The organism is Actinotalea sp. JY-7876 (genome assembly GCF_014042015.1).
In the GTDB taxonomy this organism is placed as follows: domain Bacteria; phylum Actinomycetota; class Actinomycetes; order Actinomycetales; family Cellulomonadaceae; genus Actinotalea.
In genome coordinates this window covers 1,507,992-1,523,995 of record NZ_CP059493.1, presented here as the reverse complement: position 1 = coordinate 1,523,995, position 16,004 = coordinate 1,507,992, and the positions used below count along the sequence as shown (strand labels likewise).

At 76.9% G+C, this 16,004-nt stretch carries 11 protein-coding genes; 4 read left to right on the top strand and 7 right to left on the bottom strand.

All coding sequences use genetic code 11. The annotated features are described in order from the left end of the window. Positions 1–160: 160 nt before the first annotated feature. Positions 161–499, bottom strand: coding sequence for a primosomal protein (locus tag H2O74_RS07165; protein ID WP_182113750.1), 339 nt, complete (start codon positions 497–499; stop codon positions 161–163). A gap of 68 nt (positions 500–567) precedes the next feature. Here H2O74_RS07165 and H2O74_RS07160 point away from each other — a divergent pair, with 68 nt between their 5' ends. Next, positions 568–798, top strand: coding sequence for a DUF5703 family protein (locus H2O74_RS07160; protein ID WP_220458031.1), 231 nt, complete (start codon positions 568–570; stop codon positions 796–798). 18 nt (positions 799–816) lie between these two features. On the opposite strand, the gene H2O74_RS07155 is transcribed toward H2O74_RS07160, so the two are convergent. The 4 genes from H2O74_RS07155 to ald form a co-directional block, all read right to left on the bottom strand. Continuing rightward, positions 817–2,151: a M20/M25/M40 family metallo-hydrolase gene (locus H2O74_RS07155; RefSeq protein ID WP_182113749.1), complete on the bottom strand. Its 1,335-nt coding sequence runs from the start codon at positions 2,149–2,151 to the stop codon at positions 817–819. 57 nt (positions 2,152–2,208) lie between these two features. Further along, positions 2,209–4,284 carry a M3 family metallopeptidase gene (locus tag H2O74_RS07150; RefSeq protein ID WP_182113748.1) on the bottom strand — a complete coding sequence of 692 codons (2,076 nt, stop codon included), beginning with the start codon at positions 4,282–4,284 and terminating at the stop codon, positions 2,209–2,211. A 14-nt stretch (positions 4,285–4,298) separates the two neighbouring features. Further along, entirely contained in the window at positions 4,299–4,889 is a 591-nt protein-coding gene (locus tag H2O74_RS07145) for a GNAT family N-acetyltransferase (protein ID WP_182113747.1), read from the bottom strand. Between the two features lie 74 nt (positions 4,890–4,963). Next, entirely contained in the window at positions 4,964–6,061 is a 1,098-nt protein-coding gene (gene ald, locus H2O74_RS07140; RefSeq protein ID WP_182113746.1) for an alanine dehydrogenase, read from the bottom strand. Between ald and H2O74_RS07135 the strand changes: the two genes are divergently transcribed. From H2O74_RS07135 to H2O74_RS07125, 3 genes are all read left to right on the top strand, one after another. Then, on the top strand, positions 6,006–6,935 hold the full coding sequence (locus tag H2O74_RS07135; RefSeq protein WP_255491847.1) for a fructosamine kinase family protein: 930 nt from the start codon (positions 6,006–6,008) through the stop codon (positions 6,933–6,935). The genes ald and H2O74_RS07135 overlap by 56 nt on opposite strands. A gap of 49 nt (positions 6,936–6,984) precedes the next feature. After that, positions 6,985–8,634, top strand: coding sequence for an ABC-F family ATP-binding cassette domain-containing protein (locus H2O74_RS07130; RefSeq protein ID WP_182113744.1), 1,650 nt, complete (start codon positions 6,985–6,987; stop codon positions 8,632–8,634). An 85-nt stretch (positions 8,635–8,719) separates the two neighbouring features. After that, positions 8,720–9,559 carry a class II glutamine amidotransferase gene (locus tag H2O74_RS07125; protein WP_182113743.1) on the top strand — a complete coding sequence of 280 codons (840 nt, stop codon included), beginning with the start codon at positions 8,720–8,722 and terminating at the stop codon, positions 9,557–9,559. A gap of 13 nt (positions 9,560–9,572) precedes the next feature. Here H2O74_RS07125 and H2O74_RS07120 read toward each other — a convergent pair whose 3' ends face one another. Next, positions 9,573–12,449, bottom strand: coding sequence for an FtsX-like permease family protein (locus tag H2O74_RS07120; protein WP_182113742.1), 2,877 nt, complete (start codon positions 12,447–12,449; stop codon positions 9,573–9,575). Further along, the gene (locus tag H2O74_RS07115) at positions 12,446–15,925 is read right to left on the bottom strand and encodes an FtsX-like permease family protein (RefSeq protein WP_182113741.1); all 3,480 of its coding nucleotides are present in this window, start codon (positions 15,923–15,925) and stop codon (positions 12,446–12,448) included. The genes H2O74_RS07120 and H2O74_RS07115 overlap by 4 nt, the downstream gene beginning before the upstream one ends. Between the last annotated feature and the right edge of the window lie 79 nt (positions 15,926–16,004).

Sequence of the window (16,004 nt, the reverse complement as noted above, 5' to 3'; positions counted from 1 at the left end):
GCACCCTCCGGCGGAGGCTTGTGACCGGTATGCGGGCACAACCCTCCGGTGCCCCGACCCGCCCCCGGCGACCGGGGTGCCGCGGCTCGTCCGCACCGATCCCGCGGAGGCTTGTGGCCGGGATGCGGGCAGAAGCCTCCGGGGAGCGCGCCGGGCGGGGTCAGCGGCCGGGCTCGTCGAGCTCCGTGCCGTCGAGCTGGTCGTCCTCCAGGTCGTCGAGGTCGTCCTCGTCGACGTCGTCGTCCTCGTCGTCCTCGTCGTCGTCCTCGTCGTCGTCCTCGTCGTCTGCGTCGTCGACCTCGTCACCGAGGTAGAAGGGCAGCGTCTCGCCGTGGACGCGCAGCAGCGCGGTGTCGTAGGCGTCGAAGGCGTCAGCGAGGACGTCGTACGCGTCGTCGACGGCCGGGTCCTCGTCCCCGCGGCCGGTGCTGACCGCGTGGAAGTGGGCCTCGAGTGCGGCGAGCAGGCGGTCGAGCGCGGCACGGGGGTCGTCGGTCATGGGGTCGACGGTAGCGCTCGACCAGGCACAATGGACAACGGCGGTGCGACCACCGGGAGGTATGTGCGTTGAGTCCCATCACGACGTCGGTCCGCGACGGCTGGCGCAACCAGGGCGGTCAGTGGGAGTACCGCGTCCTGACCATCCCGCGCTCCACGAGCAACGGCGACGCCCGCCGCCTGCTCACCGACGAGGCCGAGTACGGCCGGTGGGAGCTGGCCCGCACGAGCCTGTACGCGGGCGGCGAACGCAAGGTCTGGCTGCGCCGCAAGATCATCCGCGTCCGCAGCACGCTCTGACGCCCGCCGCGGCCGGCCTCAGCAGGTGGCGAGCAGCCGGTCCAGGACCCGCGTGCCGAACCGCAGCGCATCCACCGGCACGCGCTCGTCGACGCCGTGGAACATCGCCGAGAAGTCGAGCGACGTCGGCAGCCGCAGCGGCGCGAACCCGTAGCCCGTGATGCCCAGGCGGGCGAGCGACTTGTTGTCCGTGCCGCCGGAGAGCGTGTAGGGCAGCACCGCGGCGCCCGGGTCCTCGGCGTGCAGCGCGGCGACCATCGCGTCGACCAGGTCGCCCTCGAAGGGGAACTCGAGCGCGATGTCGCGGTGGATGTCCTCGATCCGCACACCCGGACCCGCGAGCTCGGCCAGCGTCGCCCGGGCGGCGTCCTCGTGCCCGGGCAGGAAGCGCGTGTCGAGCACGGCCGACGCCGACCCCGGGATGACGTTGGCCTTGTAGCCGGCGTCGAGCTGGGTCGGGTTGGCGGTGTTGCGCACGGTCGCGCCGACGAAGCGCGACGCCGGCCCGAGCGCCTGGACCAGCCGGTCGACGGCGGCCGGGTCCTCCAGGTCGAGCGGCAGCCCGGTGAGCTGCGCGACGCCCTCGAGCAGCGCCCTGACGGTCGGCGTGATCTCCAGGGGCCAGGCGTAGGCGCCGATGCGCGCCACGGCGGCCGCGAGGTGCGTCACGGCGTTCTCGGTGTTGACCTGCGAGCCGTGGCCCGCGCGCCCGTCGGCGACCAGGCGCAGCCAGCCGATCCCCTTCTCCGCCGTCTGGAGCAGGTACGCGCGCCGCCCCCCGACCTCCACCGAGAACCCGCCGACCTCGCTGATCGCCTCGGTCGCGCCCTCGAACAGCTCCGGCCGGTGGTCGACGGCGTAGCTCGCGCCGTAGCGCCCGCCCGCCTCCTCGTCCGCGAAGAAGGCGACGACGACGTCGCGCGCCGGGCGACGGCCCTCGCGCACCATCTGGCGCACGACCGCGAGGATCATCGCGTCCATGTCCTTCATGTCGACGGCGCCGCGGCCCCACAGGAGCCCGTCGCGCTCCTCGCCGCCGAACGGGTCGACGGACCAGTCGTCGGCCGCGGCGGGCACGACGTCGGTGTGGCCGTGCAGCACCAGGGCGGGACGCGAGGCGTCGCTGCCCTCGAGCCGCACCACCACGTTCGCCCGCCCGGGCGCCGACTCGAACAGCTCGGGCTCGAGGCCGACCTCGGCCAGCGCGGCGGCGACGTACTCGGCGGCGACCCGCTCGCCCGGGCCGCTGCCGTCGCCGTAGTTCGACGTGTCGATGCGGAGCAGGTCCTGGCAGAGGCGCGTGACCTCGTCCTGCGCGGTGGTCACGGTGGCGCCGGTCGGCTGGGTCGACATGGCGCCACCGTACCCGCGCGCCGGGAGGTCACCGCGCGTCAGCGGCGCCCCGCACCGTCAGGACAGCCCGCGGCGAGCCAGCAGGGGCGCGATCTCCGGGTCGCGTCCGCGCAGCTCGCGGAAGGTGTCCATGACGTCGAGCGAGCCGCCGCGCGAGAGGAGCACCCGGCGGAAGCGGTCGCCGTTCTCGCGCCGCAGCCCGCCGTTCTCCTCGAACCACGTCACCGTGTCCGCGTCCAGCACCTCGGACCAGATGTAGGAGTAGTACGCCGCGGCGTACCCACCGCCGAAGACGTGGTTGAAGTACGTCGTGCGGTACCGCGGCGGCACGGCCGGCACCGCGATCCCGGCGGCCTCCAGCGCGCGCGCCTCGAACGCCTCGACCTCGTCGACGTCGGTCGGCACCTGCTCGGGGGTGAGCGTGTGCCACGCCTGGTCCAGCAGCGCGGCCGCGAGGTACTCCGTCGTGGAGAAGCCCTCGTTGTACTGCCGCGAGGCGATCATCGTCTCGACCCACTCCTGCGGCAGCGGCTCCCCCGTGACGTGGTGCACCGCGTAGCGGCTCAGCACGCGCGGCTCCCACGCCCACATCTCGTTGACCTGCGACGGGTACTCCACGAAGTCCCGCGGCACCTCGGTGCCCGACTGCGACGGCAGCCGCACGTCCGAGAAGAGCCCGTGCAGCGCGTGCCCGAACTCGTGGAAGAGCGTGATGACCTCGTCCCAGGTGAGCAGCGTCGGCTCGCCCGCGGGCGGCTTGGGGATGTTGAGGTTGTTGACCACCACGGGCCGGTGACCCAGCAGGTGGCTCTGGTCCACGAGGTTGTTCATCCAGGCGCCGCCGCGCTTGGACTCGCGGGTGTACCAGTCGGCCAGGAAGAGCCCCAGCTCGGCGCCGTCGGCGTCGCGCACCTCGAAGACGCGCACGTCCGGGTGGTAGCCGACGAGGTCGGTGCGCTCGGCGAACTGCAGGCCGTAGAGCTCGCCGGCGGCGAAGAAGACCCCGTCGTGGACCACGCGCTCGAGCTCGAGGTAGGGGCGCAGGACGGCGTCGTCCAGCGCGTACCGCTCCTGGCGGACGCGCTCGGCGTAGTAGGGCCAGTCCCACGCCTCGAGGGTCGCGCCGGGCTCGTCGGCCTGCAGGGCCGCTTCGAGGTCGGCGGCCTCGCGGCGCGCGTTCGCGGCGGCGGCCGGCGCGAGCCGGCCCAGGATCGAGGACACGGCCGACGTCGTGCGTGCGGTGCCGTCCTCGGCGACGTACGCCGCGTGGTGCTCGTAGCCGAGGAGCCGGGCGCGCTCGGCGCGCAGGCGCGCGAGCTCGAGCAGGACGGCGCGCGTGTCGTGCTCGCCGCCGCGCCCGCCGCGGGCGATCGACGCCTCGTGGATGCGGCGCCGCACGTCGCGCCGGCGCAGCGTCGCCAGGACGGGCTGCTGGCTGTAGAGCATGAGCTCGACGAGGTAGCCGCTCTCGTGGCCGCGGTCGGCGGCGGCCTGGCGCGCGGCGGCGATGGCGTCCTGCGGCATGCCCTCGAGGTCCTCGGCGTCCTCGACGAGCACGGCGCTGGCGTTGGTCTCGGCGAGCAGCTCCCGCCCGAACGCGGTCTCGAGCGTCGAGATCCGGGAGTTCAGCTCGCGCAGGCGCTGCTGGACCTCCTCGGGCTGCGCGGCACCCGCCCGCACGACGTCGCGCCGCAGCTCGGTGAGCAGCCACGCGGCGTCGGGCTCGAGCGTCACCTCGCCGGCGTCGACGCGCGCCTGGAGCGCCTCGAGGCGCTCGTACAGGCGGCGGTCGAGGTAGATCGCGTCGTGGTGCTCGGAGAGCAGCGGGGCGACCTGCTCCTCGAGGTCGTCGAGCGCGGGCGAGGTGTCGGCGCTCGTCCGGTTGAAGAAGACCGTGGCGACCCGGTGCAGCAGGGACCCGGACCGCTCGAGCCCGAGCAGCAGCTCCTCGGTGGGCGGTTCGGGGTCCGCGAGGAGCGCCTCGACCTCGGCCCGCTCGGCGGCCATGCCCGCCTCGAACGCGGGCAGGTAGTGCTCGTCGCGGATCCGGGTGAAGTCGGGGAGCGCGTACGGCAGCGCCGAGTCGTGCGCGAACGGGTTGGCGGGGTCCAGCGCGGGTGTCGTGTCGATCATCCGGCCATCCTCTCTCACGGCGCGGCGGGCGCCTCCGCGGGCCACGGCTCGGCCGGCGTGCGCGGGTCGTCGCGCAGCAGGGTGGCGAGCCACGCGTCGCGCCGCACGTCGCGCTGCACGCCGTGCAGCCGCACCGCGCCCTCGACCCGGAAGCCGGCACGCCAGGCGATGCGACGCGAGGGCCAGTTGCCGACGAAGGCGGTCCAGAGCACCCGGACCAGGTCGAGCCCGTCGGGGGCGAACGCGTGGTCCAGCACGAGGTCGACGGCCCGGCCCACGACTCCGCGGCCGCGCGCCCACGGCGCGATCCAGAACCCGATCTCCGCCGAGCCGTCGGCGAGGCCGTGCAGCCCGATCATGCCGAGCAGGCGGTCGGAGGTGCCCGTGGCGTCCCGCACCGCCCACACGAGATCCGTGCCGCTCTCCCACCCCGGTCCGACGACGTGGGCGACGAAGAACTCGGCGTCGGACCGCCCGTACGGCGAGGGCACGGTGACCCAGGCGGCGATCTCGGGGTCCTGGCACGCGGCGGTGATGTCGTCCACGTCGCGGTCGGTGGGCGGGGTGAGCAGCAGGTGCTCGTCCCGCAGCATGATCGGTTCCATCGGCGCACGGTAGGGCACCGCGCGACGGCGGACCCACCGCTTTCCCCTCGGCGCGCCGGGTCGCGCGCGGCCGGTCAGGCGGCGGTGACGGGCAGCCCGTGCGCCTCGGCGACCCCGGGCTGCACGAGCGCGCCGTCGTGCGTGGACAGGCCGGCCGCCAGCGCCGCGTCGCGGGCCACCGCCTCGCGCCAGCCGAGCGCCGCCAGCGAGCGCACGTACGGCAGCGTGGCGGCGGTCAGCGCGTGCGTGGACGTGTCCGGCACCGCGCCGGGCATGTTCGCGACGCAGTAGAACGTGGACCCGTGCACCCGGAAGGTGGGCTCGGCGTGCGTGGTGGGACGCGTGTCCTCGAAGCAGCCGCCCTGGTCGACGGCGATGTCGACCAGCACGGACCCCTCCCGCATGCGGGCGACCGTCGCGTTGCTGACGAGCGTCGGCGCCCGCCGCCCCGGGACGAGGACCGCGCCGATGACGACGTCGGCCGCCACGACGGCCTCCTCGACCGCGAGCGGGCTCGACGCGAGCGTGCGCACGCGCCCGCCGTACGCCGCGTCGAGCGCCCGGAGCTTGGCGACGTTCACGTCGAGGATCGTGACCTCCGCCCGCAGCCCGACGGCGATCTGGGCCGCGTGGCGTCCGGCGACGCCGCCGCCGATGACGACGACCGAGGCCGGCGCGACCCCGGGGACGCCGCCCGGCAGCAGGCCGCGACCGCCCTGGCTGCGCATGAGGTGGTACGCGCCGACCTGCGGGGCGAGGCGCCCGGCGACCTCGCTCATCGGCGCGAGCAGCGGCAAGGACCCGTCGGCCAGCTGCACGGTCTCGTACGCGATCGCCGTGGTGCCGGCCTCGAGCAGCGCGAGCGTGCAGGCGCGGCTCGCGGCGAGGTGCAGGTAGGTGAAGAGGACCTGGTCGCGGCGCAGCAGCGGGTACTCCTGCTCGACCGGCTCCTTGACCTTGCAGACGAGCTCCGCGGCCCAGGCGTCGGCGGCCTCGGGGACCATGCGTGCGCCGGCCGCGACGTACGCGTCGTCCGCGATGCCGGACCCCAGGCCCGCGCCGCGCTGCACGAGCACTTCGTGCCCGTCGCCCTCGAGCGCGTGCACGCCGGCCGGCGTGAGCGCGACGCGGTACTCGTGGTTCTTGACCTCTGCCGGTACGCCGATCCTCATCGTGCTCCTCCGTCCGGGGCTCCTGCGAGCGTCGCACGCGGGAGCCGGACGCGACAGCCCTGGGCCCGCTGCGGGCCGGTCGTGGTCGACTGGGGCCATGACGGCGAGGGTCCACCGCAAGGCGCGAGCGGACGCGCCGCCGGGCTTCTTCGCGTGCGAGGCGGCCGGCCTGCGCTGGCTCGCGGCGGCCCGCGCGGTCCCGGTGGTGCGCGTGCTGGAGGTCCGCGACGACGCGCTCCTCCTCGAGCACCTCGAAGCCGCCCCGCCCACGCCGGACGCGGCGCGCGAGCTCGGCCGCGGGCTGGCGCGGCTGCACGACAGGGGCGCGCCGGCGTTCGGCTGCCCGCCCGACGGGTGGACGGGCGACGGCTTCTTCGGTCCGCTCGACGCGCCGCTGCCGCTGCGTTCCGGGGCGTACGAGCGGTGGGGCCCGGCCCTCGCGGACCTCCGGCTGGAGCCGGTGCGCGAGCCGCTGCGGGCGACCGGGCGCCTGTCCCCCGGCCTCGCGGCAGCGCTCGACGTTGTCGGACGCCGCCTGCGCGACGGCGCATGGGACGACGGCGACGGGCCGGCCCGCGTGCACGGCGACCTGTGGTCGGGCAACGTCGTCTGGACCGCCGCGGGGGCCGTGCTCATCGACCCCGCCGCCCACGGCGGGCACCGCGTGAGCGACCTCGCGATGCTGGCCCTGTTCGGCCTGCCGCACCTGGACGTCGTCCTGGCGGGATACCAGGAGCAGCACCCCCTGCCGACCGGCTGGCGGGACCTGCTCGGCCTGCACCAGCTCTTCCCGGTCGCCGTCCACGCGGTGCTCTTCGGCGGCGGGTACGTCGGGCAGCTGGAGCGGCTGGCGACGCACTACGCGGGCGGGTGAGCGCGCCCGCCGTCGCCGGACCCGCGCGCGGCACGGGACAATGGCGCCCGTGTCAGCAACAGTGCAGGCCCGCGGCGTGGCCGCGGCGTTCGGGGACCGCCTCCTGTTCCGGGGGGTCGACCTCGTCGTCGCGCCCGGCGACGTCGTCGGGCTCGTCGGGCCCAACGGGGCCGGCAAGTCCACGCTCCTGGCGATCCTGCGGGGCACGCGCGTGCCGGACGAGGGCAGCGTCGCGGTCTCACCGCCCGACGCGCAGCTCGGGTTCCTCGCCCAGGAGGGCGAGCGGGTACCGGGCGAGACGGTCCGGCAGCACCTCGAGCGCCGCACCGGGGTCGCGGCGGCGCAGGCGGCCATGGACGCGGCGGCCGACGCGCTCGCCGTCGACGCGTCCGGCGCCGCCGGGGACGCGTACTCCGACGCGCTGGACGCGTGGCTGCGCCTGGGCGGCGCCGACCTCGACTCCCGCTGCGCGAGCGTCACCGACGAGATCGGGCTCGACGTCGACCTCGACCACCCCATGACGGCGCTGTCCGGCGGGCAGGCCGCACGCGTCGGCCTCGCCGCGCTGCTGCTCTCGCGCTACGACCTGTACCTGCTGGACGAGCCGACGAACGACCTCGACGCGGCGGGGCTCGACCTCCTCGAGGACTTCGTGCACCGCTCCGAGGCGCCGATCGTCGTGGTGAGCCACGACCGCGAGTTCCTCAGCCGCACCGTGACCGCCGTCGTGGAGATCGACCGCAGCCTGCAGCGGGTGCAGCTCTACGGCGGCAGCTATGACGCCTACCTCGAGGAGCGCTCGGTCGCGCGGCGCCGCGCGCGCGAGGCGTACGAGGGCTACGCGTCACGCCTGGACGCGCTCCAGGCTCGCGCCCGCACGCAGCGGGCGTGGATGGAGAAGGGGGTGCGCAACGCCCGGCGCAAGGCGTCCGACAACGACAAGTACATCAAGAGCTTCCGGGGCCAGACCTCGGAGAAGCAGGCGGCCAAGGCCCGGCAGACCGAGCGGCTGATCGAGCGGCTCGAGACGGTCGAGGAGCCCCGCAAGGAGTGGCAGCTGCAGCTGAGCATCGCGAGCGGCCCGCGCTCCGGCGCCGTGGTCGCCGTCGCCCGCGCGGCCACGGTGCGGCGCGGCGACTTCACGCTGGGACCCGTCGACCTCCAGGTCGACTGGCAGGACCGGGTCGCGGTGACGGGGCCGAACGGCGCGGGCAAGTCGACGCTGCTCGCGCTCCTGCTCGGCCGGCTCGAGCCGACGTCGGGCGCCGTCGACCTGGGCTCAGGCGTGCTCGTGGGCGAGGTCGACCAGGCGCGGCGCGCCTTCGAGGGCGACGAGCCGCTCGTCACCGCGTTCGCGCGCGAGGTCCCCGAGTGGACGACCGCCGACGTGCGCACGCTGCTGGCGAAGTTCGGCCTCGGCGGGCACCACATCCACCGCCCGGCGGCGTCCCAGTCCCCCGGCGAGCGCACGCGGGCGGCGCTCGCGCTGCTGCAGGCCCGGGGCGTCAACCTGCTCGTGCTCGACGAGCCGACGAACCACCTCGACCTGCCCGCGATCGAGCAGCTCGAGGCGGCGCTCGACGCGTTCGACGGCACGATCCTGCTCGTGACCCACGACCGGCGGATGCTCGAGACCGTGCGTCTGACCCGCCGCCTGCACGTGGAGGGCGGCGCCGTCACGGAGATCACGCCGGACTGAGCGCGGCGTCTCCCCTGGCGCGGGGCGCGCGCCCGGCGCAGGGTGGGCGAAGGACCGCCACCGGCGGCCCGCGCGAGGGGGCGACATGTGCCGATGGCTGGCGTACTCGGGGGCGCCCGTGGCGCTCGAGGACCTGTTGTACAAGCAGGCGAACTCGCTCGTGCTGCAGAGCCAGCACAGCCACCTGGGCGCGGAGGCGACGAACGGTGACGGCTTCGGGGTCGGCTGGTACGACGGCCACACCCCCGAGCCCGGGCTGTTCCGGTCCACCGACCCCGCCTGGAGCGACCGCAACCTGCGTGAGCTCGCGCGGCACGTCCGCTCCGGGCACGTCTTCGCGCACGTGCGTGCCACGAGCGGCAGCGCCGTGCAGCAGACCAACTGCCACCCGTTCCGGCACGACGACTGGCTCTTCATGCACAACGGCAGCGTCGACCGGTTCCCCGAGCTCCGGCGCGACCTGCAGCTCGCCGTCGACCCGAGCCTGTTCCCCCTCATCGAGGGCACCACCGACTCCGAGACGGTCTTCCACCTCGCGCTGACGTACGGCCTGGCCGACGACCCGCCCGCGGCGATGGCGGCCGCCGTCGGCCTGGTCGAGGAGACCGGCCGGCGACACGGCGTGGAGTTCCCGTTCCAGGGGACCCTCGCCGCGACGGACGGCCGACGGATGTGGGCGGTGCGCTACTCCTCGGAGGGCCGGTCGCGCACGCTGTTCCGCAACGCCGACATCTCCGCGCTCCGGCAGCACTACCCGCACAGCCGCGCGCTGCGGGGGGTGCCCGACGACGCCCGGCTCGTCGTCTCCGAACCGCTGGGCGACCTGCGCGGCGCCTGGCTCGAGGTGCCCGAGGCGACCTGCCTGGTGGTCGACGGGCGCGACGAGGAGGTGCGCCCGTTCGTCCCGCGCGCCCCTGCCGCCTGACCGCGCGCGTCCGTCAGTCGCCCCCGACGCGCAGCACCTCGTGCAGGCCGTCGCGCCGGTGCACCAGGACCTCGACGACCACGGCCAGGCCGGCGAGCGCTGCGACGGCGGCGAGCAGCCCCACCACCGCGCCCGGGTCGACGACCAGGTCGGGCATGCCGACGCCCCCGGTCATGACCTCGAGCCCGAGCGCGGGGCCCAGCGCGAGCACGACCAGCACGCCCGACGCGGCGCCGGCCAGGACGGCCGCCAGCACCGCCGGGCCGACCTCCGCGAGCGCGAGCCACCACCCCGCTCCCGGGCGCATGCCGAGCGTGCGCAGCAGGGCCAGCGTCCGGCCGCGCTCGCGGGCCCCCGACACGACCGTGAGGACGAGCGCCGCCGCGGCCAGCACGCCGGTCATCGACAGTGTGAGCGCCATGAGGCCCTGGACGCCGCCCACCAGCCCGGGGCCGCGGCGCTCGGCGAGCCACCCGACGCGGGTCGTCACCGCGTCGGCCGGCAGCCCCGCGACGGCGTCGGACGCCCCCGGGCCGGACACCCACACGACGTCACGCGCGAGGGGCTCGTCCATGAGCGGGACGACGTGCTCGGGCGACAGGTAGAGGAACGGCCCCGGGAGCTGGCCGTCCGGGGCGACGTCCGTGGTGCCCACCACGCGCACGGTCAGGCGCGTCCCGCGGAACGTCACCGTGAGGGGGTCCTCGACGGCGTCGCCCAGGTCGCGCGCCAGCGCCGCGTCCACCACCGCAGGCACCGCGTCACCCGCCGCGGTTCCCGCCAGGCCGGCGAGGGCGGCGACGTCGGTGCCGGCGCCCGGCACGCCCCGGACCAGGTCGGCGAACGCCCCGTCGACCGCCAGCACCGACACGTTGACGTTCCGCGGCCCGAGGTCCAGCGCGGTCCCCGCCGTCACGGCCGCCGCCGACACCGCCGTCACGCCGGGCTCGTCGGCCAGGTCACGCGCCAGCGCCTCACCGTCGGTCCCCCGCATCCGCGTGACGTCGACACGGGCGTCCGCGCCGACCCGGGACCACGAGGCGTCCACCTGGCCCTCGGCGACGGTGCTCAGCAGCAGCATGCTCGACACGGCCACGCCCGTGCCCAGGGCGAGGGTCAGCACGGGCAGCGCGGCGACGGCGCGCTGCGCGCGGCTTGCCCCGACCACCCCGAGCGGGCCGCGGGTCCGGCGCGCGAGCGCCGCGGCCGCCCGCACGGGGCCGGGGTGCAGGCGGACGACGACGAGCGTCACCGCGGCCACCAGCAGGAGGGGCGCGGCGGCCAGGAACGGGTCGGTCCCGGCGGTCCTCGTCTGGAGCAGCCCGCGGTCGCGCAGGGCCGTGACGGCCGCCGCCGCCAGGACGAGCAGGCCGCCCTCGAGCACGGCGCGCCGGACCGCGCGGCGCCGCGCGAGCCGCACGCGGTCGCGCGGGTTGGCCGGCACGCGCGTCGCCCCCCACTGCCGGCGCGCCAGCACGGCCGTCTGCGCGGGAGCCGCCAGGACTGCGACGGCGACCACGGCGAGCACCGGCGCCGCGGCACCCGGCGGGACGCCGCCGAGCAGGTGACCCAGCACGAGCACCGGGACGACGGCGGCCAGCGTCAGCGGGACCGACTCGGCGGCAGCGCGCAGCGCGACGCTCGCGACGGACGCGCCGCGTGCCCGTTCGAGCGCCGTGGCGGCGGCGCGCCGGGCCACCAGGAGCCGCGCGGCGAGCACGAGGACGAGCACGGCCACCCCGACCGCCCCGGCGACGGCCAGGTCCATCTGCGCACGGGCCGCGCGGGCCTGGTCGTGGTAGGCGTCCAGGGTCTCGTCCAGCGCCGACCGCGCGAGGACCAGGTTGGTCATCGTCCCGGGGAAGGGCACGTCGCTCCGGGTGATGCGGTCGAGCTGGAGGGCGACGTCGGCGGCCACGGCGGCGGTGTAGGCGTCCGCGTCCGTCGGGAGCACGACGGTCCCCATGGCCTCCGCCCCGAGGGCCGACGCGGCCTGGGTCACGACTGCCGGGCCGGCGAGCAGCGGCGCGTCGGCGCTCGCGGACGGCTCCTCCCACACCCAGCCCAGGGCCTGCCACACCGCGGCCGACGGGTCCGCGGGCTCGACCAGGGTGGTGACCTCGACGGTCGTGGCGGTCACGCCGAGGTCGGAGAAGTGACGCAGCCAGAGCACGTCCCCGACCGCGACGTCAGACGCCTGCGCCCACGCCACCGGCAGCGCGACGGGGCGCGGCTCGCCCTCCGGGGGCAGCGCGTCCGTCACGGGTTCCCCCTGCACCACCCGCAGCGCGGCCAGGGTCGCCGTGGGCAGCATGGTCAGGCGCGTCCGGAACACGGCGTCCTCGGCCAGGCCGCCCGCCTCGACCACGTCGCCCTCGACCGCGTCGTCCCCGACCGCATCCTCGCCGACCGCGCTGCCGACGCCCGGGTCCCGCAGCAGCACGTCCACGGGCTCCACGACGAGGTGCGCGACCCCGGGACCGGTCGTGGCGGCGAGCGGCGCGACGAGCCGCCGCTCGAGGAACTCCGTGTCGTCGACGAAGTCCTGGACGGCCCCGATGCTGTAGGGCCCGTAGTAGGCCGGCGCGGACTCGAGGACGAGGTCCGCCGAGGCGCCGGCGTCCCGGACCGCGGCGCGCGCGCCGTCGTCCAGCGCCCGGAGCACCCCGCGCGGCGCCAGGACGGCGAGCAGCGCGGCCAGCGCCACCAGCAGCCAGCAGACGGCGAGCAGCCCTGCGTCGGCGCGGCACCGCAGCGCCACCAGGCGCGGTCCCCCGCCCAGCAGCGCCGTCAGGCGGCGCGGCGAGCGCGGGCGGTGGCGCGACGCCTCGCCCGCCCTCCCGGGCGTCGAGGTGAGGACCGGCCGGCGCGGCCGACGGCGCCCGATCACCGCGACGCCGATCGCAGGATGGCGCCCGGGTCGGCGGTCCGCTGCCGGGTCGCCGCACCCACGGCCGTCACCGCGGCGGCCGCCGCCACGAGGGCGAGCACGAGCCCGACGTCCCCCCACGGCACGTCGACGACCACGGACGGCACCGGCGCGCTCCCGTCGGGCGCGACGGCGACCAGCGGTCCGACCACGCGGGCGACGAGGAGCCCGACCGCGACGCCCACCACCCCGCCGAGGCCGCACACCACCAGCGCCTCCACGGTCACGACGCCGACCAGGCGCGAGCGCTGCAGCCCGACCGCGCGCAGCTGGGCCAGCTCGACGTCGCGCGAGCGGAGCGTCATCGTCGTGTGCACCGCGTAGCCGAGGAGGGCCACCAGGGCCGCCGCGAGCGTGACGAGCCGCAGCGCGAGGGGCAGCGTGACGTGCAGCGGTCCCTCCCGCAGGTCGCGCGTCAGCCCTGCGACGCTCCGCCCGCTCTCGCCGAGCGGGACGCCGGCCGCGTCGTCGGGCAGGCCGGCGAGGTAGTGGTCCACCTGCGCGGCCGGGACGTCCACCCACCAGTGCGTCGGGTCCAGGTCCTCGCGCCCCAGCACCGCGAGACGGCGTACCAGGGACGTGTGGTCCACCGCCACCTGGTCGCCGGACCGCGACGTCGGCACGCGCGGCACGACGTCGGTCACCACCAGGTCGACGGACACGTCGCCGACACCCAGGACGAGGCGGCCACCCGGCCCGCTGCCCCAGCGCGCGGCCGCGCTCTCGCTGATCACCGCGGGGACGACGACGGCCCCGGGGCGCGCGGCCGCCTCCGGCCAGGTGGTCGCCGCCGCCCGGGCCCCGGTCTGCCGCAGGTCGCGCAGGTCCCCCGCGACGACGACGCCCGGCCAGGCGCGCGTCCCGGCGGCCGGCGCCGGGAGCTCCTCGACCACGGCGCTCGTGGGCCCCGGCTCGGCGGGGAGCGGCGCGGCGAGCCCGGCGAGGGGCACCGCGTGCGCCGAGGGCCACGGGAGCGGATTCGCGGCGGGGCCCGGCTCGGTCGCCGAGACCGGCCCGACGCCCGCGACGACGGCTGCGAGGTCCCGCACCTCCACGGTCGTCCGATAGCCGCCGGACGAGGCCAGCAGCTCCGGGGCGCCGACCACGAGCTGGACCTCCAGGCCGACGACGCGCAGCGGCGTCCGGTGGGCACCGCCCTGCCAGTCCGCCTCGGTGGCCGTCGCCGCGATCGTCGCGGCGGGGGCGCGGACGCCGTCGAGCAGCACCGCGAAGCCCGCCGCCTCGCCGGAGAAGGCCAACGGGAGGCGCACGGCGCTGACGAGCCCGGCCGCGTCCTCGAGCAGCAGCCGCGAGGCGAGCACCACCCCGGGCGGCGGGTCTCCCGCGCTGAGGTCGATCGTGCCCGCGAGGCCGACGGCGTCGTCCGGCAGGACGATCCCCTCGCCGGACGGCGCCGCGCCCGGCAGCGCCGCGACGGCGGCGCCGCCCTCACGGCCGACGCGGCCCTCGGCGAGGTGCTGGCGGGCGGACGCCGTCGCGGCGAGCACCGCGACCGGGTGCCCCGTCCGCGCGCCCGTCCCGGCCTGGGTCGGCTGCCGGAGCCGGGCGCTCGCGACCAGCGCCGGCTGGGGCTCGCCGCCACCCACCGCCCGCGCCCCCTCCGCGAGCACCGCCGGCGTCTGGGAGGCCGCCGACTCCACCACGACGGGTGCCCCGACGGAGAAGGCGGCCTGCTCCGCCTGCGACGTGGACCAGGTGCTGAGGTACGAGCGCGTGAACGTGGCGACGGCGACCGTCACGGCCACCAGGAGGACGGCCGTGGCGGCGCGTCCCGAGCGCCGGCCGATCTCCCACCCCGCCAGCTGCGGCACGATGCCGCGGCCCCGCGCGGCCAGTCGCTCCAGGAGCGCCGAGGCGGCGGGCAGCAGGCGCAGCGCGAGCAGCGTCGCGGCCGTGAGCACCACGGCCGGCCCCACGACCAGGACGGGGTCGATCGCGACCCCGCCGTCGGAGCGGCGCACCGGGCTGCCGTAGGTCTGCAGCTGCCACAGCGCCACGCCGCCCAGCACCACGAGCACGACGTCGAGACCGGCGCGGGCGAGCGCCGCCTGCCGCTCCGGCCGGGCCCTGGCCTGCTCGCTCTCGACGAACGTGTCGCCGGGGCCGAGCAGCGGCGTCACACCGACCGCGGTGACGAGCAGCGCCGCGCCCGCCGCCACGAGCCACGGCAGGAGGCCGACGTCGGCCCCGGCCGTGCCTGCCAGCGTGGTGCCCTGCACGAGCGCCGCGTGGACCCGCGTCGCGAGCAGCGTGCCCGCGACCGCCGCGCCGCCCCCCAGCGCGAACGACTCGAGCGCGCCCGCGGCGACGAGCTGGGCCCGCGAGGAGCCCCGGGCCCGCATGAGCTCGTGCTCGGTCCTGCGGTCCTCGGCGAGCAGACGGGCGCTCTGCGTCAGCGTCGCCACGGCCACCACGACCAGCAGCAGCGCCACGACGACGACCCCGCTGCGGGTCACGACGAGCGCCCCGGCCGCCCTGCCCGCGACGGTCTCCAGGTCGCTGGAGTACCTGACCCCCGAGACCGTGCCCCGGAGCGCGTCGGCCACCCCGTCGCGTGCGGTCTCGCGGTCGACGCCGAGCCGCGCGAGGTCACCCGGCCCGACCCCGTCGACGTCGGGCGTGTAGTGCACGGTCAGCTCCGCGACGGTCAGGGGCGACGCGTCGAACCCGGCCTGGGCGACGACCAGGGGCCCGACGCCGTCCGTCACGACCGTGCCTCCCGCGAAGGGCACCGGGAAGACGGGGTCGTGCCCCACGCCGCGCAGGCGGTCCTGCTGCCACCACGGGTCGTCGAGGTCACCGGCACGGAAGAGGCCGACCACGAGGGCCCCGACGGCCGGCTCCCCCTCCCGCGGGTCGACGAGCGGGATGGTGTCCCCCGTGACGACGCCGAGGGCGGCGGCACCGGCCTCGGGCACCGCCACCTCCAGGACTGCGCCCGTGGCCGCCGGGTCCGGCCAGCGGCCGTCGACCAGGACGGCGTGGTCCTCGACGCCCTGGCGCACGGCGACCCACGTGAGCGCGGACCGCCTGCCCTCCCGCGGGACCTCGGCGAGCCCGGACTCGGCGTCGAGCGCCCGCGCCGTCACCGGCACGCCGATCGCGGCGGAGACCGCGAGCGCCGCGCGCTCCTGCGCCGCCGCCGTGCCGCCCTCGACGTCCTGGGCGACGACGCGCACCTCGAGCTCCGAGGCCGGCGTCGTCGCGAGCGCCGCCCGCACCGCCTCGCCCTCCGACCGGGTGACGAGCAGCGTCAGGGTGCCGAGCGACGTCGTCACGAGCAGCGCCACCAGCCCGACCACCGCGAGCACGCGCCACTGGGCGCGGGCGCGACGCAGGACCGTGGCGGCGAGCCAGCCCCAGGGCACCCGCGGGCGCGCCGGCCTCGCGCGTGCGCTCGCCCGCGGCTCCTGCACCACGCCCACCTCCCCCGGCCCCGGCCGATCGTAGGGGCGGGGTGAGAGCGTGGCCATCGTCCCCAGGGCGGAGGCGGCG

Bases quoted from the DNA above. Each gene is read 5' to 3' on its own strand.
- H2O74_RS07155 (WP_182113749.1), bottom strand. From the start codon at position 2,151: ATGTCGACCCAGCCGACCGGCGCCACCGTGACCACCGCGCAGGACGAG.
- ald (WP_182113746.1), bottom strand. From the start codon at position 6,061: ATGAGGATCGGCGTACCGGCAGAGGTCAAGAACCACGAGTACCGCGTC.
- H2O74_RS07150 (WP_182113748.1), bottom strand. From the start codon at position 4,284: ATGATCGACACGACACCCGCGCTGGACCCCGCCAACCCGTTCGCGCAC.
- H2O74_RS07125 (WP_182113743.1), top strand. From the start codon at position 8,720: ATGTGCCGATGGCTGGCGTACTCGGGGGCGCCCGTGGCGCTCGAGGAC.
- H2O74_RS07145 (WP_182113747.1), bottom strand. From the start codon at position 4,889: ATGGAACCGATCATGCTGCGGGACGAGCACCTGCTGCTCACCCCGCCC.
- H2O74_RS07165 (WP_182113750.1), bottom strand. From the start codon at position 499: ATGACCGACGACCCCCGTGCCGCGCTCGACCGCCTGCTCGCCGCACTC.